Here is a 21,081-nt window from a genome sequence, read left to right as displayed (position 1 = left end):
CTTACGCCGTCACGAGCCGTTCAGCCGGTTCGCCGCTCCCACCGCGCGCAGGACGGCGGCCGCCTTGTTGCGGCACTCGTTGTCCTCCAGCTCGGGCACCGAGTCCGCGACGACTCCCGCGCCGGCCTGGACGTACGCCGTGCCGTCGCGCAACAGCGCGGTGCGGATGGCGATGGCCGTGTCGGAGTCCCCGGCGAAGTCGAGGTAGCCGACGCAGCCGCCGTACAGGCCGCGGCGGGAGGGTTCGAGCTCCTCGATGATCTGCATGGCGCGCGGCTTGGGCGCGCCGGAGAGGGTGCCGGCCGGGAAGCAGGCGGTGAGCACGTCGAAGGCGGTCCTGCCCTCGGCGACCCGGCCGGTGACGGTGGAGACGATGTGCATGACGTGCGAGTACCGCTCGATCGACATGAAGTCGACGACCTCGACCGATCCCGGCTCGCAGACCCGGCCCAGGTCGTTGCGGCCCAGGTCGACGAGCATCAGGTGCTCGGCGCGCTCCTTGGGGTCGGCCAGCAGCTCCTCGGCGAGCTCGTGGTCCTCCTGCGGGGTGGCCCCGCGGTGGCGGGTGCCGGCGATCGGGTGGACCATGGCCCGCCCGTCCTCGACCTTGACCAGAGCCTCGGGGCTGGACCCGACGACGTCGAAGCCGTTCTCGAAGCGGAACAGGTACATGTACGGGGACGGGTTGGTGGCCCGCAGCACCCGGTAGACGTCCAGCGCGGAGGCCTCGCACGAGGTCTCGAACCGCTGCGAGGGCACGACCTGGAAGGCCTCGCCGGCCCGGATCCGCTCCTTGATGTCCTCGACGGCGTCCCGGTACTTCTCGCCGCCCCACAGCGCCGAGACCGTGCCGTCTTCGAAACTGGGCATCTCGGAGGCGGGCAGCGGCGTGGGGGTGTACGGGGCGGGCCGCGCGAGGTCGGCCTCCATCACGTCGAGCCGGGCCACCGCGTCCGCGTACGCCTCGTCCACGCCGGTGTCGAGGTCGTTGTGGTTGATGGCGTTGGCGATGAGCTGGACGGTGCCGTCCCAGTGGTCCATGACCGCCAGGTCGGAGGTGAGCAGCATGGTCAGCTCGGGCAGCTGCAGGTCGTCGGCGGTGTGCTCGCCGATGCGCTCCAGGCGGCGCACGATGTCGTAGCCGAGGTAGCCGACCATGCCGCCGGTGAAGGGCGGCATCCCGCCCGCGAGGTCGCGGGGCGTGTGCAGGGTCTGGACGGTGGCGCGCAGGGCCTCGAGCGGGTCGCCGTCGGTGGGGACGCCGACGGGCGGGGTGCCGATCCAGTGTGCCTGGCCGTCGCGGACGGTCAGCGTGGAGTCGCTGCGTACGCCGACGAAGGAGTAGCGGGACCAGGAGCGGCCGTTCTCGGCGGACTCCAGGAGGAAGGTGCCCGGGCGTTCGGCGGCCAGCTTGCGGTAGAGCCCGACGGGGGTGTCGCCGTCGGCCAGCAGCTTGCGGCTCACGGGGATGACGCGGCGGTCCGCCGCGAGCTTGCGGAACGTCTCAAGATCCATGGCTTGGGACCCTACCTACCTATTCGGCCAGCGGAAGGACATCGGCGTCGAAGCACGTACGGGCGCCCGTGTGGCAGGCGGCGCCGACCTGGTCGACCTTGACGAGGAGGGTGTCGGCGTCGCAGTCGAGGGCGACGGACTTCACGTGCTGGAAGTGGCCGGAAGTGTCCCCCTTCACCCAGTACTCCTGGCGGCTGCGGGACCAGTACGTGCAGCGGCCGGTGGTCAGGGTGCGGTGCAAGGCCTCGTCGTCCATCCAGCCGAGCATGAGCACCTCACCGGTGTCGTACTGCTGGGCGATGGCGGGAACCAGGCCGTCGGCGGAGCGCTTGAGCCGGGCGGCGATGGCGGGATCGAGGGAGGACGTACTCATGGGGGCCATTGTGCCGCGCCCGGGCGGCGGTGACGGATCACCGTCCGCCTGATGAGCGGGCACGGGCCGGGTTCCGGCCGTAGGGTGGCCCCCATGTCTACCCATGCGAAGCGTGAACGCCTGCTGCTGGCGGACCTGTTGGAGGCGGCCGGGCCGGAGGCGCCGACGCTGTGCGAAGGCTGGCGGGCCCGGGAGCTGGCGGCGCACGTGGTGGTCCGGGAGCGTCGCCCGGACGCGGCGGGCGGCCTGCTGCTGAACGTCCTGAAGGACCGGCTGGACAAGGCGATGGCCGAGTACACGGCCAAGCCGTACGAGGAACTGATCCAGCTGATCCGGACCGGCCCGCCGAAGATGTCCTTGTACGCGCTGAAGCAGATCGACGAGGCGGCGAACGCGGTGGAGTTCTTCGTCCACGCGGAGGACGTGCGCCGCGCCCAGCCGGACTGGTCGCCGCGCCAGCTGGACCCCGTGTTCTCGGACGCCCTCTGGTCCCGCCTGGAGAAGCTGGCCCGCCTGACGGGCCGCCGCTCCCCGGTGGGCCTGGTGCTGCGCCGCCCGAACGGCCAGACGGCGGTCGCCCACAAGGGCACCCCGGTGGTGACGGTCACCGGAGAACCGGGCGAACTGACCCTCTTCTGCTTCGGCCGCCAGGACGCTGCCGCTGTGGAACTGGACGGCCCGAAGGAAGCCATCGCAAAGCTGACGGTGGCGAAGCTGGGCATTTAGCGCCTGCCCCGCCCCGCCCGAAGATCCAGCCCCGCCGGCGCTTGAGGCGCTGGGGGCACCCCCAGCGGTAGCTGGGGGAGGTTCCGGGGGCAGAGCCCCCGGTTTCGGGAAGGGGCGGGGTGGGGAAACGGCTCCGCGCAGCGGTCAGCGGACCGGGTGGCCGGCCTCGCGGAGGGTCTCCTTGACCTGACTGATCCGCAGGTCACCGAAGTGGAACACCGAGGCCGCGAGCACCGCGTCGGCGCCCGCATCGATCGCCGGGGCGAAGTGCTCCAGCCTGCCGGCACCGCCCGAGGCGATCACCGGCACCGTGACGTGCTTGCGCACGGCCGCGATCATCTCGGTGTCGTACCCGTCCTTCGTACCGTCCGCGTCCATCGAGTTCAGCAGGATCTCCCCGGCGCCCAGTTCGGCCGCCCGGTGGGCCCACTCGACGGCGTCGATGCCGGTGCCCTGGCGGCCGCCGTGCGTGGTGACCTCGAAGGAACCGGTCGGCGTGCGGCGGGCATCGACGGACAGGACCAGGACCTGCCGCCCGAAGCGCTCCGCGATCTCCTGGATCAGCTCGGGCCGCGCGATGGCGGCGGTGTTCACGCCCACCTTGTCCGCACCGGCCCGCAGCAGCTTGTCCACGTCCTCCGCGGTGCGGACGCCGCCGCCCACGGTCAGCGGGATGAAGACCTGCTCGGCGGTCCGCCGCACCACGTCGTACGTGGTCTCGCGGTTCCCGGACGACGCGGTGATGTCGAGGAAGGTCAGCTCGTCGGCGCCCTCGGCGTCGTACAGCTTGGCCATCTCCACCGGGTCACCCGCGTCGCGCAGGTTCTGGAAGTTGACACCCTTGACGACGCGGCCGTTGTCCACGTCCAGGCAGGGGATCACTCGTACGGCGAGCGACATCAGGACTCCCCTCGGAAGGCTTCGGCTCGGAAGGCTTCGACCTCGACCTCGACGACCAGGCTGGGGTCGATGAAGCCGGAGACGATGATCATGGAGGCGGCGGGGCGGACGGAGTCGAAGAGCTCCTTGTGGGCGCGGCCCACCTCGTCCACATCCCTCGCATGGGTGATGTACATCCGGGTCCGGACCACGTGCTCCGCACCCAGGCCGACCTGCTTCAGCGCGTCGATCGCGACGCGGAAGGAATTGACGGTCTGCTCGTACGGGCCGCCGGCCACGATCTTGCCGTCGACGACGGAGGTGCAGCCGGAGACGAGCACGAGCCCGTTCGGCAGCTCCACGGCGCGGGAGTACCCCACGGCCTCCTCCCACGGGCCGCCCGACGAGATGCGGCGGACCTCACCAGCGCTGCTCATGAGCCGGACACCACCCGGAGGGCCTCTTCCAGGGTGAAGGCCTTGGCGTACAGGGCCTTGCCCACGATCGCGCCCTCAACGCCCACCGGCACCAGCTCGGACAGCGCCCGCAGATCGTCCAACGAGGAGATCCCGCCGGAGGCCACGACCGGCCGGTCCGTGGCGGCGCAGACGTTCTTCAGCAGCTCCAGGTTGGGGCCGGTCAGCGTGCCGTCCTTGCCGATGTCGGTGACGACGTACCGGGCGCAGCCCTCGGAGTCCAGGCGCGCGAGGGTCTCGTAGAGGTCCCCGCCCTCGCTGGTCCAGCCGCGGCCCTTGAGGGTGGTGCCGCGTACGTCGAGGCCGATGGCGATCTTGTCGCCGTGCTCGGCGATGGCCTTGGCGGCCCACTCGGGGGTCTCCAGGGCGGCGGTGCCGAGGTTGACGCGCGTGCAGCCGGTGGCGAGCGCCGCGGCGAGCGAGGCGTCGTCGCGGATGCCGCCGGACAGCTCGACCTTGATGTCCATGGCGCCGGTGATCTCGGCGACCAGGGCGCGGTTGTCGCCGGTGCCGAAGGCTGCGTCCAGGTCGACGAGGTGCAGCCATTCGGCGCCGGAGGCCTGCCAGGCGAGAGCCGCGTCCAGCGGGGAGCCGTAGGAGGTCTCGCTGCCGGACACGCCGTGCACGAGACGGACGGCCTGGCCGTCACGGACGTCGACGGCAGGCAGCAGTTCGAGCTTGCTGACGGTCATCAGAGGGTCTCGATCCAGTTGGTGAGGAGCTGGGCGCCGGCGTCGCCGGACTTCTCGGGGTGGAACTGGGTGGCCCACAGGGCCCCGTTCTCCACCGCCGCGACGAACGGCTCGCCGTGGGTGGCCCAGGTGACCTTGGGGGCGCGGATCACCGGGTTGGTGACCTCCAGGCTCCAGTCGCGCACCGCGTACGAGTGCACGAAGTAGAAGCGGGCGTCGTCGTCCAGGCCCTTGAAGGCCTGGCTGTCGACAGGGGCGTCCACGGTGTTCCAGCCCATGTGGGGCACGATCGGGGCGCGCAGCGGCTCGACGGTGCCGGGCCACTCGTCGAGGCCCTCCGTCTCCACGCCGTGCTCGATGCCGCGTTCGAAGAGGATCTGCATGCCGACGCAGATGCCCATGACGGGGCGGCCGCCGGAGAGCCTGCGGCCGATGATCCAGTCGCCGCGGGCGTCCTTGAGGCCCTGCATGCAGGCGGAGAAGGCACCGACGCCGGGGACGAGGAGTCCGTCGGCGTCCATCGCCTTGTCGTAGTCGCGGGTGATCTCGACGTCCGCGCCGACGCGCGCGAGAGCGCGCTCGGCGGAACGGACGTTTCCGAAGCCGTAGTCGAAGACCACGACCGTCTTGGTTGGTCTGGCGGGACTAGCGGCGCTCATCCCAACCTCCTTGCGTGAAAACTCCCGGCTTCAGCCGGGTGGGGAAGGCATCTGCGGCTCGGGACCGCGCCCAGGCGCGGTGCCACTGCGTGATGCCGTGACCTGTACTTGTGTTCGGATCGCGACCGCCCCTGGCGTCCGGGGCGTGGGAACTTCTCCTCCGGTGAAGCGGGCGTTCAAATACCGCTTCCACCCGACCGATGCGCAGGCAGCCGAGCTGTCGCGGACGTTCGGGTGTGTACGGAAGGTTTACAACCTGGCCCTGGCCGCCCGCGCGGACGCGTGGACCCGCCAGGAGCGTATGGACTACGGACAGACGTCGGCCATGCTCACGGCGTGGAAGAGGACCGAGGAGCTGGCGTATCTGGCTGAGGTGTCCTCGGTGCCGTTGCAGCAGGCACTCCGGCATCTGCAGAGTGCGTTCGTCGGCTTCCGGGCGAAGCGATCGCGATACCCCCGCTTCAAGTCGAAGCGGAAATCCCGGGCGTCGGCCGAGTACACGCGCAGTGCCTTCCGCTACGCCGACGGCCAGCTGACGCTCGCGAAGATGGCCGAGCCCTTGGACATCGTTTGGTCCCGCAACCTGCCCGCGGGTGCGCAGCCGTCCACGGTCACGGTCTCGTGTGACCGTGCCGGGCGCTGGTTCGTGTCGCTTCTGTGCGAGGACACCCCGGCTCCCATGCCGGCCACGACGAACGCTGTGGGTATCGATGCCGGTCTTACGGCTCTGGTCGCCCTTTCCACGGGGGAGAAGGTCACCAACCCGCGGCACGAGCACCGAAGCCGGGAAAGACTGGCTCGCGCGCAGCGGGCGCTGTCGCGGAAGGAGAAGGGCAGCAAGAACCAGGCCAAGGCCCGCACCCGGGTGGCCCGTATCCACGCCCGGATCACCGACCGGCGCCGGGACCATCTGCATCAGCTGACGACTCGACTCGTGCGTGAAAACCAAACGCTCGTGATCGAGGATCTCGCTGTCCGCAACATGCTGAAGAACCACACGCTGGCCCGCGCCATCACCGATGCGGCATGGCGTGAGCTGCGCAGCATGCTGGAGTACAAGACTGCCTGGTACGGACGCGAGCTGATCACCATCGACAGGTGGTTCCCCAGCACACACCCGTGCTCGGCCTGCGGGACCATCGCCGACAAGATGCCCCTGACCGTCCGTGAACGGACGTGCGAGAGCTGCGGGACGACCCATGACCGGGACGGGAACGCGGCGATGAATCGTCTGGCCGCCGGGCTGGCGGTTGCTGCCTGTGGAGCGGGTGTTAGACCTCATCGGGAGTCCTCCTCTCGGTCGGGGCGGTCCGTGGTGAAGCAGGAAACTCCATCCGCAAGGGTGGAAACTCCCTCCGCTGCGGAGGGAAGGAAGTCAATCCCAGATCCCCTGAATCCGCAGGACTCCGGCGGCGAGGCACATCGCGGAGCCGATGGCGAGCAGGATGATGACCGACTTGGGCATCTGCTGCTTCTGGAAGGAGTAGACGCCTCCGGCCAGGAAGAGGCCGACGACGATCAGGATGGTGTTGAGGCCGTTCACGGCTAGAGGGCGCCCTTCGTGGAGGGCAGGATTCCGGCGGCGCGCGGGTCGAACTCGGCCGCGTAGCGCAGGGCGCGCGCAAGGGCCTTGAACTGGCATTCCACGATGTGGTGGGCGTTGCGGCCGTACGGGACGTGGATGTGCAGGGCGATCTGGGCCTGCGCGACGAACGACTCGAAGATGTGCCGGGTCATCGTCGTGTCGTACTCGCCGATCATCGGCGCCATGTTCTCGGGCTCGGTGTGCACGAGGTACGGGCGGCCGGACAGGTCGACGGTCACCTGGGCGAGGGACTCGTCGAGCGGCACGGTGCAGTTGCCGAAGCGGTAGATGCCGACCTTGTCGCCGAGGGCCTGCTTGAAGGCGGCGCCGAGCGCGAGTGCGGTGTCCTCGATGGTGTGGTGGCTGTCGATGTGCAGGTCGCCGTCCGTCTTGACCGTGAGGTCGAAGAGGCCGTGGCGGCCGAGCTGGTCGAGCATGTGGTCGTAGAAGCCCACGCCCGTCGAGACGTCGACCTTGCCGGTGCCGTCGAGGTTTATCTCGACGAGGACCGAGGTCTCCTTCGTGGTCCGTTCGACCCGTCCGATGCGGCTCATGCGTGCTGCTCCTTCTTCAGTGCGCGAACCGCTTCCAGGAACGCGTCGTTCTCGGCCGGGGTGCCGGCGGTGACCCGCAGCCAGCCCGGTACGCCGTTGTCCCTGACCAGGACACCCTGGTCGAGGATCTTCTGCCAGGCGGTGTGCGAGTCCTCGAACTTCCCGAACTGGATGAAGTTCGCATCGGACTCGGTGACCTCGCAGCCGATCGCCCGCAGCTCGGTGACGAGGCGGTCCCGTTCGGCCTTGAGCTGCTCGACGTAGCCGAGCAGGGTGTCGGTGTGCTCCAGGGCGGCCAGCGCGGTCGCCTGGGTGACGGCCGACAGGTGGTACGGCAGGCGTACGAGCTGGACGGCGTCGACCACGGCCGGGTGCGCGGCCAGGTAGCCCAGGCGCAGCCCGGCGGCGCCGAAGGCCTTGGACATGGTCCGGGAGACCACCAAGCAGGGGCGGCCCTCGATCAGCGGCAGGAGCGAGTCCCTGTGGCTGAACTCGACGTACGCCTCGTCCACGATGACCAGGGAGGCCGAACCTCGATCGGCACGCGTCGCCTGCGCGGCCTCGTAGAGCGCGAGGACGGTCTCCGCCTCGACTGCGGTACCCGTGGGGTTGTTGGGCGAGGTGATGAAGACGACGTCGGGCGCGTTCTCGGCGATGGCCTGCTCGGCCGCCTCCACATCGATCGTGAAGTCCTCCCGGCGCGGGCCGGAGATCCAGCCCGTCCCGGTGCCCCGGGCGATCAGCGCGTGCATCGAGTACGAGGGCTCGAAGCCGATCGCGGTACGGCCGGGCCCGCCGAAGGTCTGCAGCAGCTGCTGGATGACCTCGTTGGAGCCGTTGGCGGCCCACACGTTCTCCCGCGCGACCGGGTGCTTGCCCGTACGGGTGAGGTAGGCGGCCAGCGCGGTCCGCAGCTCGATCGCATCCCGGTCGGGGTATCGGTTGAGGGTGCGGGCGGCCTCGGAGACGCGCTCGGCGATGCGCCGTACCAGCTCCTCGGGGAGCTGGTACGGGTTCTCGTTGGTGTTCAGCTGGACGGGCACGTCGAGCTGCGGGGCGCCGTAGGGGGTCTTGCCGCGCAGCTCGTCGCGGATGGGGAGGTCGTCGATGCCGGTCACTTGCCAGGAACCTTCCACCCGAAGCGGGCCTTGAGGGCCGCGCCGTGCGCGGGCAGGTCCTCGGCCTCGGCCAGCGTCACCACGTGGTGGGTGACCTCGGCGAGGGCGTCCCGCGTGTAGTCGACGATGTGGATGCCGCGCAGGAAGGACTGCACGGACAGGCCGGAGGAGTGGCAGGCGCAGCCGCCGGTGGGCAGCACGTGGTTCGACCCGGCGCAGTAGTCGCCGAGCGAGACCGGGGCCCACGGGCCCACGAAGATCGCACCGGCGTTGCGGACGCGGGCGGCCCAGGCCGCGGCGTCGGCGGTCTGGATCTCCAGGTGCTCGGCGCCGTACGCGTCGACGACCTTGAGGCCGTCCTCCAGGCTGTCGACCAGCACGATCGCGGACTGCTTGCCCGCGAGCGCCGGCTTGATCCGGTCCTCGACGTGCTTGGTGGCCGCGACCTGCGGCTCCAGCTCCCGCTCGACGGCGGCCGCGAGCTCCTCGGAGTCCGTGACGAGCACGGCGGCGGCCAGCGGGTCGTGCTCGGCCTGGCTGATCAGGTCGGCGGCGACGTGCACCGGGTCGGCCGTGGAGTCCGCGAGGACCGCGATCTCGGTCGGGCCGGCCTCGGTGTCGATGCCGATCCGGCCGGTGAAGTAGCGCTTGGCGGCGGCGACCCAGATGTTGCCCGGGCCGGTCACCATGTTCGTGGCAGCGCACTCCTCGGTGCCGTACGCGAACATCGCGACGGCCTGCGCTCCGCCGGCCGCGTACACCTCGTCGACGCCGAGCAGCGCGCACGCGGCGAGGATCGTCGGGTGCGGCAGTCCGCCGAACTCGGCCTGCGGCGGGGACGCGAGCGCGATCGACTCGACGCCCGCCTCCTGCGCCGGTACGACGTTCATGACGACGGACGACGGGTACACGGAGCGGCCGCCCGGGGCGTACAGGCCCACGCGCTCGACCGGAACCCACTTCTCGGTCACGGCGCCGCCGGGGACCACCTGGGTGGTGTGCTCGCTGCGGCGCTGCTCGCGGTGCACGATCCGGGCGCGCCGGATGGACTCCTCGAGGGCGGCACGGACGGCCGGGTCGAGCTCGTCGAGCGCGGTCTTGAGCGCCTCGGAAGCCACCCTGACCTGCGAAAGCTCCACACCGTCGAACTTCTGCGCGTACTCGATCAGCGCCGCCGTGCCACGATGATGGACGTCCTCGCAGATGGGCCGCACCTTCTCCAGGGCAGCTTCTACGTCGAACTCGGCACGGGGCAGCAGATCGCGCAGGGCGCCGCCCTCGGGGAGGGCGTCACCGCGCAGGTCGATACGAGAGATCACCTCCCAATTCTCTCAGACCGTCTCCCGCCACCGTCCGCCTGTATCACTGGCTGATACACGCCCCGGATGTCACTGCCGCCCACTAGCGTTCCCCGTACACGTATGCACAGCGGAGGGGGGCCGCCATGGCGGAGGCACGGCCGGGCGAGGAGCCCGCGGATCTCACCGATCCCGAACGCCGGATGTGGCAGGCGTACCGGACCGGCAGCGTGTGCGATCTCAGCGCCCGGGCAGCCGACGAGGACAACCCGCACAGCGACCGGGCCTGGGGCGGCGGGCGCAGCGTCCGTGCCCAGGTGGTGGCGCTGCTGCTGCTCCACGGGCCGCCGCCGGTGCCGGGCCGGGTGGCCTCGCTGAAACTGCGCGGCGTACGGATCACCGGGCGCCTCGACCTGTCCGGCGGCATCGTGCAGCCCTACGTCGAACTCCAGTCCTGCCGCTTCGACAGCGAGATCCAGCTGTCCGAGACCCGGTTCGTCACCCTGCGCCTGGTCAACTGCGCGATACCCCGGCTGGACGCCTCCCGGCTGCACACCGAGGGCGATCTGCACCTGCCGCGCTGCCGGGTGGCCCGCGGGATCCGGCTGACCGACGCGCAGATCGGCACCGACCTGCTGATCAGCCAGGCCGTGGTGCAGCGGGACAACAAGGGCCGGGCCATCGCCGCGGACGGGATGTCGGTCGCGCAGGACTTCCAGGGCGAGCTGCTGGAGACGTACGGGGAGGTGAGCCTGCGCGGCGCGAAGGTCGGCGTGTCGATGAACCTGCGCGGGGCGCGGCTGCGCAACCCGTACGGGCGGCGCGCGCTCAACGCCCCGCAGCTGACCGTCGAGCGGACCCTGTACCTGACGTCGATCGCCCTGGACTACGTCCCCGGCGACTCCGGCTCCTCCACTCCCCCGTACGGGCTCGGCCAGACCCCCACGCGCGGGCAGCGGGCCCAGCGGTTCGAGTGCCGGGGCGGGCTGCGCCTGGACGACGGCCGCTTCGGCGACGCGGTCGACTTCTACGGCGCCCGGTTCACTCTGACCGAGGAGCAGGAGGTCTCGCTGCGCCGGATCCAGACGCCGGAGCTGCGGTTCGTCGGCGAGCGGCCGGAGCGGGGGCGGGTGGTGCTGTCGGGGGCGAAGGTGGTCAAGCTGGTCGACACCTCCACCAGCTGGCCCGGCCAGGGCGGCGTGTCGATGGAGGGGTTCGCGTACGAGAACCTCGCGCCCCGCGGCCATTTCCCGCTGGCGCGCCGGCTGGCGTGGGTGGAGGCGGCCACTCCGGAGTACTCGCCGGAGCCGTACGAGCGGCTGGCCGCCGTACTGCGCGCCAGCGGCGAGGACGCGGACGCCCGCGAGGTGCTGCTCGCCAAGCAGCGGCGGCGCCGGGCCACCCTGCCGCCGGCGCTCAAGGCGTGGGGGTACCTGCAGGACTGGACGGTGGCGTACGGGTACCGCCCGGGCCGGGCCGCGCTGTGGATGGCGGTGCTGTGGGCGGCGGGCGCGCTGCTCTTCTCCCGGCACGAGCCGCCGCCGATCAAGGCGGACGAACACCCGAACTGGGAGGCGGCGCTGTACGCGCTGGACCTGCTGCTCCCGGTCATCGATCTCGGCCAGGAGGGCCAGTGGAAGGTGGAGGGCGGCTGGCAGTGGGGCTCGGCGGCCCTCGTCCTGCTGGGCTGGATCCTTGCGACGACAGTGGCGGCGGGAGCCTCGCGTCTGCTGAGACGGGGATGACGCGAAGGCGGGGAACAACTGAGGTGACAGGCCCTGGCCCGCGGCCACTACCCTGTGCCTCGTGACCACCGTTCGCCTGCCCCTCTTCCCCTTGAACTCGGTGCTGTTCCCGGGACTCGTCCTCCCGCTGAACGTCTTCGAGGAGCGTTATCGCGCCATGATGCGGGAGCTGCTGAAGACGGGCGACGACGAACCGCGCCGCTTCGCGGTCGTCGCGATCCGCGACGGCCGGGAGGTCGCGCCGACCGCGCCCGGCCTGCCGGACCAGACGGCCCTGCCCGAGCGCGGCCCGACGGCCGGCTTCGGCCCGGACCCGATCCAGGCCTTCCACCGGGTGGGCTGCATCGCGGACGCGGCGACGATCCGGGAGCGGGAGGACGGCAGCTTCGAGGTCCTCGCGACCGGCACTGCGCGGGTCCGCCTGCTGTCGGTGGACTCCTCGGGCCCGTACCTGGTCGCGGAGCTGGAGGAGCTCCCTGAGGACGGGGGCGAGGGCGCGGGCGCGCTGGCGGAGGGGGTCCTGCGGGCCTTCCGGAACTACCAGAAGCGGCTGGCCGGAGCCCGGGAGCGGTCCCTGTCCTCACCCGCGGACCTGCCGGACGAGCCGTCGGTGGTCTCGTACCTGGTGGCGGCGGCGGCCGTGCTGGACATCCCGGCGAAGCAGCGGCTGCTGCAGGCGCCGGACACGGCGACGCGGCTCGCGGAGGAACTGAAGCTGCTGCGCGCGGAGACGGCGGTCATCCGCCACCTCCCGTCGCTCCCGGCGGTGGACCTGACGCGCGCGCCGACGAGCCCGAACTGACGGCAGCGAACTGACTGCGAAGGACTGATGGCGAAGAAGAAAGCCCCGGCTCCGGCCGGCACACCGGCGATCGTGGCGCTCACGTCGGCGCAGGCCGAGTTCACGGTGCACGCGTACGAGCACGACCCGGCGCACCCCTCGTACGGCGAGGAGGCGGCGCAGGCGATGGGGGTATCCCCGGACCGGGTCTTCAAGACGCTGGTCGCGGACGTGGACGGCGTCCTGACGGTGGCGGTGGTCCCGGTGTCGGGCAGCCTGGACCTGAAGGCGCTGGCGGCCGCGGTCGCCGGGAAGCGGGCGTCGATGGCCGACCCGGCGCTGGCGGAACGCACGACGGGGTACGTGCTGGGCGGCATCTCCCCGCTGGGGCAGCGCAAGCGGCTCCGCACGGTGGTGGACGTGTCGGCGCAGGCCCATGCCACGATCTGCATCTCGGCGGGGCGCCGCGGCCTGGAGGTCGAGCTCCCGCCCGCCACCCTGACCACCCTGACGGGCGCCACCCTGGCCCCCATCGCCCGTCCGTAGCCCGCGCTGCGCGGGGCCTTCTCCCCGCCCAGCCTGACGGTCAGCCTCGTGGGGGCTCAGACGTGGAGGGGTCCGACGGGTACGACTCGTCCAGTTGGGCTGACGGGTCCGACCCGTGGACGTGGGGCGGGGGGTAGACCCCCCAGGCCTGGTCCGCGGCCGGGTCCGGGTCCTGGGGGGACCACAGGGCCGTCAGGCCGAGGTGCACGGCCACGGCGACCATCGGCCAGACCAGCAGCACCCCATGCGCCAGCAACTGCAGCGGCGCATCGAACGGCGCCCCCTTCCCCGCCTTCAGCGCAGCCACGGCCACGTCCGCCGACGGCCCCAGCCACAGCCCCAGCTGCCACCCCACCAGCGCGGCGAAGCCGGACCCGATCACCAGGCCCACGACCAGCGGGACACCGCCCCGGCGCCGCCACAGGAACACGAGCACCGCGCTCAGCACGCCGAACCCCAGCGACAGCAGGAAGAACGTCCCGTCGGCCCCTATCCGGGCCTCGCTCTCGCTGCTCCGCAGGAAGACGGCCTCGCCGTTCGACACGTACTGCGCCCTCGGCGCCAGCCACGCCCACAGCACTCCGAGCAGCACCCCGGCCACCCCGGTCACCAGGGCGACGGCGGCTCCGTCGCGGATGTCCCCCGGGGTGATGCCCGCGGCGGAGCCGACCGGCTTCCCGGGCGGCAGCGGCGGTTCGAACGGGGAGGGCGTGGTCACGGCTTCGGTCACCCCCACATCGTGCCAGGTGCCCGGCGCGTCGGCGTCAGCGGCTTCGGCGTCAGCGGCGTCGCCGCCGTCAGCGGACCGACGCCCGCCGGTACGCCCACGTCGCCGCGGCCAGCGAGAGGACCCCCACCGCCCCGCACACCCCGAGGTCCAGCCCGACCGCCGCCCAGTCGGGATGCGGCGCGAAGGTCCGCGCGAAGGCCTCCACCCCGTACGTCGACGGCAGCAGGTCCCGCGCCCACACGATCACGTCCGGCATCCGCTCCGGCGGCAGCACCCCCAGCAGGAGCGCCGCCGACATGCCGAGCTGCCCGGCCAGCGTGGCCAGCTCCTGCCGCGGCGCCAGCAGCCCCAGCGCCGCACCCAGCCCGGCCAGCGCGGCCCCGGCCAGCGGCACCACCGCGGCCAGGATCCACAGCCCGCCCATCGGCAGCCCGAACAGCAGGCATCCGAACACCGCCGTCACCAGCGTGCCCGGCAGCGTGAAGGAGGCGTACGCGGCAGCCGCGCCCAGCACCACCGAGGCGGGCGGCACGGGCAGCGTGGCGTAGTGGTCCAGCCCGCCGCTGGCCCGCAGCTGCCCGAAGTACTGCGCGAGCAGGTTCAGCGCGACGAAGGCGACGACCAGCACGGACGAGCCCGCGACCACGGCCCGGGCCTCCGAGCCCCCGTCCACCACGCCCCGCATCAGAATCATGATCCCGACGGACTGGAAGGTGGCGACGAACAGCAGCGGGATCCGGGACACGCGGGCCCGGGACAGCTGCGCCCGGTACACGGCGGCAAGCGACGGAAAGAGCCGCGCCCGCGGTGCGAGCACCCCGACGGCAGTCCCGACAGCAGTGGTGCTCACGGGAGCAGTGGTGCTCACGACTTCACCAGGCCCTTCGTCGTACGCCCGCCCAGGGCGAGGTAGACGTCCTCCAGGCTCGGGGTCGCCAGCGTGAAGTCGTCGAGGGCGGCGAAGGCCGGCCCGCCGGTCACCGCGGCCACCGCGGCGCGCGCCTCGTCGGGCTCCAGCCGCAGCACCCACCGGCGCCCCGCTTCGGCGGCTGCCGGCGCGAGCGCCGCGACCTCGGGTACGTCCAGCGGCGGCGCGGTGCGCCACACCAGCTCCAGGCGGACCTCGCCGGAGACGCGGGCCTTCAGCCCGGCCGGGGTGTCGCAGGCGATGACCCGGCCCTGGTCGATGACGGCGACCCGGTCCAGGACGGTCTCGGCCTCGATGACGTTGTGCGTGACGAGCAGGACGGTGGCCCCGTGCCGTGCGCGCCGGCGGTCCACGGCCGCCCACACGGCCCGCCGGGCCACGGGGTCCATGCCGGTGGTGGGCTCGTCGAGGACCAGTACGGGCCGCTCCCCCACCAGTGCTGCGGCGAAGCAGGCGAGGCGCCGCTGCCCGCCGGAAAGCTTCTTCAGGGGCCGCCCGGCGATCGGGGTCAGCCCGAGTTCCTCCAGTACGGCGTCCCGCTCGGCCCGCGCCGTCCGTGCGTCGAGCCCGCGCAGCCGTCCCGTGGTCTCGGCGGCCAGCGCCACCGTGAGCTCGTCGAGGGCGGTGGACTCCTGCCCCAGGTACGCGAGCAGCCGGGCCGCCCGCTCGGGGTGGCGTACGAGGTCGTGGCCGAGCAGGGTCACGGCGCCGGAGTCGGGCCGCAGCAGGCCGGTGAGCTGGCGGACCAGGGTGGACTTGCCGGCGCCGTTGGGGCCGAGCAGGCCGAAGATCTCGCCGCGCCGGACTTCCAGGCAGACGCCGTCGGTGGCCCGGGTCTCGGGCAGGGCGGGGACCCCGCGCCGGCCCCGTACCGCGGGATACGTCTTGACCAGGTCACGCACCACGCAGACCACATCGGAGGCCGCGTCCGCGGCCGCTGCCGTGCTCGGTCGTGCTGATGCTGTGCCCGTACTCACGAGGGAGCAGCCTACGCGGCTTCGGCCCCTACTCCGCTGCCGGGGTCGGCGGCCCCGCGGGCACGGCGGAGGGTGTGACGGCCACGTGCTCGGCGGCCGCGCGGACGTCGATCTCCCGCCAGAACCCGGCGCGGATGGCGTAGCGGTCGTGCTCGTCGATCTGGTCGTCCTTGTGGGCGAGCAGCCCGAACCGGGCGGCGTAGCGCAGCAGCTCCCCGTCGATGCGGTGCGGGATCCGCGGGTACATCGTGGCGAGTTTCTGCAGGTGGACGGTCTCCGGGAGGCGTTCCATCCAGCGCCGGGCGAAGACCTGGCCGACCTCGAAGGGGTCGCCGCCGACGGTGGTGATGTCCTCCTCGCGGTCGGCCCAGCGCTGCTCGGCGCTGGTGAGCTGGGCGAGGGTGGGCAGTGAGGCGGTCTCGGCGGGTTCGCCCAGCGGCCCGGCCCGGTCGATCCAGCCCTTGTCGGAGGACCAGCGCAGGGCGCTGCCGGCGGGCGGCTGCTGGGCGGCGGCGCCGTGGGCTCCGGAGGGGCCGGTCTGCTGGCCGGGGGCGCGCAGCGAGCCGGCGAGGTCCTTGGGCGTGGGGACGGTCTTGCCCCCGGCGGCGGGTGCGGGCACGGGGGCGCCGTTGCCCTCGGGCGCGGCGGGAGCGGGGGCTCCGGCGCCGTTGCCGCCGGCGCTGCGGGCGGCCTCGGCGAGGGCCGCCTCGGGCAGCGGGGCGGAGAGGATCGCGGCGATCTCGGGGCGCGGCGCGGGCGGCGGGGGGCACAGTCCGGCGAGGTCCTTGGCGCGGACGGCCCGGGTGATCCAGGCCCGGTCCAGGACGCGGCGCTCGTCGGCCTCGGCGACGAGGTCCTCGGACTGGTTGTAGTCGCCGTCGGCGGCCTGGACGGCCCACAGGTGTACGGCGACCCCGTGCTCCTTGGCGGACATCAGGCCGGGCAGCAGGTCCCCGTCGCCCGTGACGAGTACGACGTCGGAGCAGGCGCGGTTGCGGGCCAGCTCGGTGAGCTCGGCGTGCATGGCGGCGTCCACGCCCTTCTGCGCCCAGCGGCCGTCGCTGCGGGTCAGCGCGCCGAGGCGGACGGTGACGCGCGGCATGACGCGCAGCCGCCGGTGCTCGGGCTGGGGCACCCGGTCGGGTGCTCCGTCGAACCAGTAGATGCGCAGCAGGGGCTGCTCGGTGTCGGCCTCGGCCCGCTCGCGCAGGCCCTGGATGAGGGCGGCATGGTCCACGGTGATGCGGGAGCGGGAGGGCTCTCCGGCGAGAAGACTGGCGGCGGCGCCCAGCAGATAGCCGGCGTCCACCAGGACGACGCAGCGGTCCACGCGTACCACCCTCTTCCCTGGGGATCCTCTGTGTTTGTCGCGGGTTCCCCGAGTCTGCCCGACCGCAAGGGTGTTGACGGCCGGAACTCGATCATCGGCGTGGCGGATCCTCCGGGCGGCTCCGGAACCGGGGTTCCCGGCTACACGCAGTAAAGATCCAAAATGCGCGGTTTGTGGTGGCGTGTGAGGGTGAAGGCGGTCCTGGCCCCTAGACCCTCACGGAGGCTCCACCATGGCCAAGAACAAGAACCGCCAGCACGAACAGAAGCAGCAGCCCCGCTCGTCGTCGCAGGATCCGTCGAAGAGCTCGACGGAATCCGTGTCCGAGCCGTCCGGCAGCAGCCCGAGTCCGATGGACATGGCTCGCAAGGGCAAGCAGAAGAAGTTCGGCCACAACTGACGCCTCCGCGAGCACCGCGCACGAGGGCGCGCCCAGAGCTCTGGGCGCGCCCTTCTTCACGGTCGGCTACGTACGCAGGCCTCCTGCGAGCGGCGTCATCCGGCCAGGCAGGACGGCCCGAGGAGCACCTTGAGGTCGCCGAAGAGCGCCGGGTCGGGCTGGACCCGGTGCTTGTCGAGGCGCAGCACGGTGGTGGACCGCGGCCCCTGGAGCTTGATCCGGACCTCGGTGTTGCCCTTGTGGTGGCGAAGGATCTCGCCCAACCGGGTGACCATCGGAGGAGTGACCTTGACGGTCGGGATGGTGAGGACGACGGGTGCGTTCGTCCCGGCCGAGGAGAGGTCGGGGACCATCATCTCCATGGCGACCAGCCGGGGGACGTCCTCGCGCTTGTCGAGGCGGCCCTTGACGAAGACGACGGTGTCCTCGACCAGCTGGGTGGAGACGAGCTGGTAGGTCGCGGGGAAGAACATGCACTCGATGGATCCGGCGAGGTCCTCGACGGTGGCGATGGCCCACGCGTTGCCCTGCTTGGTCATCTTGCGCTGGAGGCCCGAGATGATGCCGCCGATGGTGACGACGGCGCCGTCCGAGTGCTCGCCGCCGGTCAGCTGGGAGATTCCGGCGTCCGTCTTGTCGGAGAGCACGTGCTCCAGGCCGAAGAGCGGGTGGTCGGAGACGTACAGGCCGAGCATCTCGCGCTCCTGGGCGAGCAGGTAGGACTTCTCCCACTCCACGTCCGAGAACTCGACGTCGAGCCCGAAGCCGGGCTCGTCGCTCGCGCTCTCGTCACCCATTCCGCCGAAGAGGTCGAACTGTCCCTCGGCCTCCTTGCGCTTGACCGCGACCACGTTGTCGATCATCGGCTCGTGGTGGGCGACCAGGCCCTTGCGGGTGTGGCCCATCTCGTCGAAGGCGCCGGCCTTGATCAGCGACTCGACGGTGCGCTTGTTGCAGACGACGGCCTCGACCTTGTCCAGGAAGTCGGGGAAGGTGGAGTACTTCCCCTTGGCCTTCCTGGTCTTGATGATCGACTCGACGACGTTCTGGCCGACGTTGCGCACCGCGGTGAGGCCGAAGAGGATCACGTCGTCGCCCTGGGCGGCGAAGTTCGGCTCGGACTCGTTGACGTTCGGCGGGAGCACCTTGATGCCCATGCGCCGGCACTCGTTCAGGTAGATCGCGGACTTGTCCTTGTCGTCCTTGACCGAGGTGAGGAGGCCGGCCATGTACTCGGCCGGGAAGTTCGCCTTGAGGTAGGCGGTCCAGTACGAGACGAGTCCGTACGCGGCCGAGTGCGCCTTGTTGAAGGCGTAGCCGGCGAAGGGGACCAGGACGTCCCAGAGTGCCTTGATCGCCTGGTCGCTGAAGCCCTTCTTCTTGGCGCCCTCCTCGAAGATGACGAAGTTCTTCGCCAGCTCCTCGGGCTTCTTCTTGCCCATCACGCGGCGCAGGATGTCGGCCTCGCCGAGCGAGTACCCGGCGATGATCTGGGCGGCCTTCTGGACCTGCTCCTGGTAGACGATCAGGCCGTAGGTGACCGCGAGCACCTCTTCGAGCGGCCCCTCCAGCTCCGGGTGGATCGGGGTGATCTCCTGCTGCTTGTTCTTGCGCAGGGCGTAGTTCGTGTGCGAGTTCATGCCCATCGGGCCCGGCCGGTACAGGGCCGAGACGGCGGAGATGTCCTCGAAGTTGTCGGGCTTCATCAGGCGCAGCAGGGAGCGCATGGGCCCGCCGTCGAACTGGAAGACGCCGAGGGTGTCACCGCGGCCGAGCAGTTCGAAGGTCTTGGGGTCGTCGAGCGGGAGGCCCAGGAGATCGATGTCGATCCCCTTGTTGGCCTTCACCATCTTGACGGCGTCGTCCATGATCGTGAGGTTGCGCAGGCCGAGGAAGTCCATCTTCAGCAGGCCGAGCGACTCGCAGCTCGGGTAGTCCCACTGGGTGATGGTGACGCCGTCGGAGTGGCGGACCCAGACCGGTACGTGGTCGGTGATGGTCTCGCTGGACATGATCACGCCTGCCGCGTGGACGCCCATCTGGCGGACCAGGCCCTCCACACCGCGGGCGGTGTCGATGACCTTCTTGACGTCCGGCTCGTTCTCGTACATCCCGCGGATCTCGCCGGCCTCGCTGTAGCGGGGGTGGCTGGAGTCGAGGATGCCGGAGAGCGGGATGCCCTTGCCGAGGACGTCGGCGGGCATGGCCTTGGTGAGCCGGTCGCCCATGGCGTACGGGTAGCCCAGGACGCGCGCGGAGTCCTTGATCGCGTTCTTGGCCTTGATGGTGCCGTACGTGCCGATCATGGCGACCTTGTCGGCGCCGTACTTCTCGGTCACGTACCGGATCACCTCGACGCGCCGACGCTCGTCGAAGTCGATGTCGACATCGGGCATGGAGACGCGCTCGGGGTTCAGGAACCGCTCGAAGATCAGGCCGTGGGTGAGGGGGTCGAGGTCGGTGATGCCCATGGCGTACGCGACGATCGAGCCGGCCGCGGAGCCTCGGCCCGGGCCGACCGCGATGCCCTGGTTCTTGGCCCACATGATGAAGTCGGCGACCACGAGGAAGTAGCCCGGGAAGCCCATCGAGATGATCGTGTCCATCTCGTACTCGGCCTGCTTCATCCGGTCGTCCGGGATGCCCCCGGGGTAGCGGCGGTGCATGCCGCGCATGGTCTCCTCGCGGAACCAGGTGACCTCGGTGTAGCCGTCCGGGATGTCGAACTTCGGCATCAGGTTCCGGAACTTGAACATGCCCTCGGTGTCGATCTGGTCCGCGACCAGCTTCGTGTTGGCGCAGCCCTCCTGCCAGGCGTCCGAGGAATCGATCGCGTACATCTCGTCGGTCGACTTCAGGTAGTAGCCGGTGCCGTCGAAGCGGAAGCGGTCCGGGTCCGAGAGGTTCTTGCCGGTCTGGATGCAGAGCAGGGCGTCGTGCGCGCCGGCCTCGCTCGCGTACGTGTAGTGCGAGTCGTTCGTGACCAGCGGCGGGATGCCGAGCTTCTTGCCGATCTCCAGCAGCCCGTCGCGCACCCGGCGCTCGATCTCGATGCCGTGGTCCATCAGCTCCAGGAAGTAGCGCTCCTTGCCGAAGATGTCCTGGTACTCGGCAGCCGACTTCAGGGCCTCGTCGAACTGGCCGAGGCGAAGGCGCGTCTGCAGCTCGCCGGAGGGGCAGCCAGTGGAGGCGATGAGCCCCTCGGACCACTTGGAGATGGTCTCCTTGTCCATGCGCGGCCACTTCGTGAGCCAGCCCTCGGCGTAGGCGTCGGAGGACAGCCGGAAGAGGTTGTTCAGCCCGGTGGCGTTCGCCGCCCAGATCGTCTTGTGGGTGTAGCCGCCGGAACCGGACACGTCGTCGCGCTTCTGGTGGGGCTGGCCCCACTGGATGCGCCGCTTGTTGCGCCGCGACTCGGGGGCCACGTACGCCTCGATGCCGATGATCGGCGTGACCCCGGCCTTCTGGGCGGTGTGGAAGAAGTCGTACGCCCCGTGCAGGTTGCCGTGGTCGGACATGGCGATGTGCGTCATGCCCATCTCGTTGCACGCTTGGAACATGTCCTTCAGCCGCGCGGCACCGTCCAGCAGCGAGTACTGGGTGTGGACGTGCAGGTGCGTGAACGGCTGCTTGGTCACGGCGGGAGGCTCCTGACGGTGGGGGCGGCGGCAGCTATGAATCCTACGTCCCAGGAGTGACAGATCACGGGCACTGGAGGGTACGGTCGGGCGTTGCAGAAGCAGGACGACCAACCCGACGTCCAGTCGGT

Annotated in this window: 19 protein-coding genes and 1 pseudogene; 6 read left to right on the top strand and 14 right to left on the bottom strand. The window is 71.1% G+C overall.

From position 1 onward, the window contains the following. Positions 1-9 precede the first annotated feature (9 nt). Positions 10-1,515 (bottom strand): anthranilate synthase component I, encoded by a 1,506-nt coding sequence (locus tag AB0M76_RS24965; RefSeq protein WP_365954962.1) that lies wholly within the window; start codon positions 1,513-1,515, stop codon positions 10-12. Between the two features lie 19 nt (positions 1,516-1,534). Beyond that, positions 1,535-1,897 carry a phosphoribosyl-AMP cyclohydrolase gene (hisI, locus tag AB0M76_RS24960; RefSeq protein WP_053786912.1) on the bottom strand — a complete coding sequence of 121 codons (363 nt, stop codon included), beginning with the start codon at positions 1,895-1,897 and terminating at the stop codon, positions 1,535-1,537. 84 nt (positions 1,898-1,981) lie between these two features. Here hisI and AB0M76_RS24955 point away from each other — a divergent pair, with 84 nt between their 5' ends. Beyond that, a complete protein-coding gene (locus tag AB0M76_RS24955; RefSeq protein WP_365954961.1) occupies positions 1,982-2,614 on the top strand; it encodes a TIGR03085 family metal-binding protein in 633 nt (210 codons plus the stop codon). Between the two features lie 144 nt (positions 2,615-2,758). Here AB0M76_RS24955 and hisF read toward each other — a convergent pair whose 3' ends face one another. Genes hisF through hisH form a run of 4 tightly spaced genes read right to left on the bottom strand, consistent with a single transcriptional unit; the run spans position 2,759 to position 5,320 of the window. After that, positions 2,759-3,514, bottom strand: coding sequence for an imidazole glycerol phosphate synthase subunit HisF (gene hisF, locus AB0M76_RS24950; protein WP_365954960.1), 756 nt, complete (start codon positions 3,512-3,514; stop codon positions 2,759-2,761). Next, positions 3,514-3,930, bottom strand: a complete 417-nt coding sequence (locus AB0M76_RS24945) for a RidA family protein (RefSeq protein ID WP_266630157.1) — start codon at positions 3,928-3,930, stop codon at positions 3,514-3,516. Before AB0M76_RS24945 ends, hisF begins: the two co-directional genes overlap by 1 nt. After that, positions 3,927-4,661, bottom strand: coding sequence for a bifunctional 1-(5-phosphoribosyl)-5-((5-phosphoribosylamino)methylideneamino)imidazole-4-carboxamide isomerase/phosphoribosylanthranilate isomerase PriA (gene priA / locus AB0M76_RS24940; RefSeq protein WP_365954959.1), 735 nt, complete (start codon positions 4,659-4,661; stop codon positions 3,927-3,929). Before priA ends, AB0M76_RS24945 begins: the two co-directional genes overlap by 4 nt. Further along, positions 4,661-5,320 (bottom strand): imidazole glycerol phosphate synthase subunit HisH, encoded by a 660-nt coding sequence (gene hisH / locus AB0M76_RS24935; protein ID WP_365954958.1) that lies wholly within the window; start codon positions 5,318-5,320, stop codon positions 4,661-4,663. The genes priA and hisH overlap by 1 nt, the downstream gene beginning before the upstream one ends. A gap of 163 nt (positions 5,321-5,483) precedes the next feature. On the opposite strand from hisH, the pseudogene AB0M76_RS24930 reads away from it, so the two are divergent. Continuing rightward, positions 5,484-6,653 (top strand): annotated as a pseudogene (locus AB0M76_RS24930) (RNA-guided endonuclease TnpB family protein); the annotation flags it as partial. Between the two features lie 212 nt (positions 6,654-6,865). Here AB0M76_RS24930 and hisB read toward each other — a convergent pair. The 3 genes from hisB to hisD are packed head-to-tail and all read right to left on the bottom strand — an operon-like array spanning position 6,866 to position 9,896. Further along, on the bottom strand, positions 6,866-7,459 hold the full coding sequence (gene hisB / locus AB0M76_RS24925) for an imidazoleglycerol-phosphate dehydratase HisB (protein ID WP_030155936.1): 594 nt from the start codon (positions 7,457-7,459) through the stop codon (positions 6,866-6,868). Then, entirely contained in the window at positions 7,456-8,577 is a 1,122-nt protein-coding gene (locus AB0M76_RS24920) for a histidinol-phosphate transaminase (protein ID WP_365954957.1), read from the bottom strand. Before AB0M76_RS24920 ends, hisB begins: the two co-directional genes overlap by 4 nt. Then, a complete protein-coding gene (gene hisD, locus AB0M76_RS24915; RefSeq protein WP_365954956.1) occupies positions 8,574-9,896 on the bottom strand; it encodes a histidinol dehydrogenase in 1,323 nt (440 codons plus the stop codon). Before hisD ends, AB0M76_RS24920 begins: the two co-directional genes overlap by 4 nt. A 125-nt stretch (positions 9,897-10,021) precedes the next feature. On the opposite strand from hisD, the gene AB0M76_RS24910 reads away from it, so the two are divergent. The 3 genes from AB0M76_RS24910 (at position 10,022) to ybaK (ending at position 12,947) form a co-directional block, all read left to right on the top strand. After that, positions 10,022-11,620, top strand: coding sequence for an oxidoreductase (locus tag AB0M76_RS24910; RefSeq protein WP_365954955.1), 1,599 nt, complete (start codon positions 10,022-10,024; stop codon positions 11,618-11,620). A 61-nt stretch (positions 11,621-11,681) separates the two neighbouring features. Continuing rightward, positions 11,682-12,422, top strand: coding sequence for an LON peptidase substrate-binding domain-containing protein (locus tag AB0M76_RS24905; protein ID WP_266667922.1), 741 nt, complete (start codon positions 11,682-11,684; stop codon positions 12,420-12,422). Positions 12,423-12,449: 27 nt separating this feature from the next. Continuing rightward, complete coding sequence (gene ybaK / locus AB0M76_RS24900; RefSeq protein ID WP_365954954.1) at positions 12,450-12,947, top strand: Cys-tRNA(Pro) deacylase; 498 nt, start codon at positions 12,450-12,452, stop codon at positions 12,945-12,947. 40 nt (positions 12,948-12,987) lie between these two features. Here the strand turns inward: ybaK and AB0M76_RS24895 are convergent, their stop codons facing one another. From AB0M76_RS24895 to AB0M76_RS24880, 4 genes are all read right to left on the bottom strand, one after another. Further along, complete coding sequence (locus AB0M76_RS24895; RefSeq protein WP_365954953.1) at positions 12,988-13,677, bottom strand: hypothetical protein; 690 nt, start codon at positions 13,675-13,677, stop codon at positions 12,988-12,990. Between the two features lie 67 nt (positions 13,678-13,744). Then, positions 13,745-14,527: an ABC transporter permease gene (locus tag AB0M76_RS24890; protein WP_365954952.1), complete on the bottom strand. Its 783-nt coding sequence runs from the start codon at positions 14,525-14,527 to the stop codon at positions 13,745-13,747. A gap of 14 nt (positions 14,528-14,541) precedes the next feature. Next, positions 14,542-15,510 (bottom strand): ABC transporter ATP-binding protein, encoded by a 969-nt coding sequence (locus tag AB0M76_RS24885; protein ID WP_365955022.1) that lies wholly within the window; start codon positions 15,508-15,510, stop codon positions 14,542-14,544. A gap of 100 nt (positions 15,511-15,610) precedes the next feature. Further along, on the bottom strand, positions 15,611-16,921 hold the full coding sequence (locus AB0M76_RS24880; protein ID WP_365954951.1) for an NYN domain-containing protein: 1,311 nt from the start codon (positions 16,919-16,921) through the stop codon (positions 15,611-15,613). A gap of 223 nt (positions 16,922-17,144) precedes the next feature. On the opposite strand from AB0M76_RS24880, the gene AB0M76_RS24875 reads away from it, so the two are divergent. Next, positions 17,145-17,312 carry a hypothetical protein gene (locus AB0M76_RS24875; protein ID WP_266630132.1) on the top strand — a complete coding sequence of 56 codons (168 nt, stop codon included), beginning with the start codon at positions 17,145-17,147 and terminating at the stop codon, positions 17,310-17,312. A 95-nt stretch (positions 17,313-17,407) separates the two neighbouring features. Here AB0M76_RS24875 and dnaE read toward each other — a convergent pair whose 3' ends face one another. Next, positions 17,408-20,950 (bottom strand): DNA polymerase III subunit alpha, encoded by a 3,543-nt coding sequence (gene dnaE, locus AB0M76_RS24870; RefSeq protein WP_365954950.1) that lies wholly within the window; start codon positions 20,948-20,950, stop codon positions 17,408-17,410. Between the last annotated feature and the right edge of the window lie 131 nt (positions 20,951-21,081).

This window comes from Streptomyces sp. NPDC051364, assembly GCF_040682115.1.
Classification (GTDB): Bacteria; Actinomycetota; Actinomycetes; order Streptomycetales; family Streptomycetaceae; genus Streptomyces.
The sequence above is the reverse complement of the archived record's forward strand: the minus strand, read 5'-3'. Positions and strand labels throughout refer to the sequence as shown.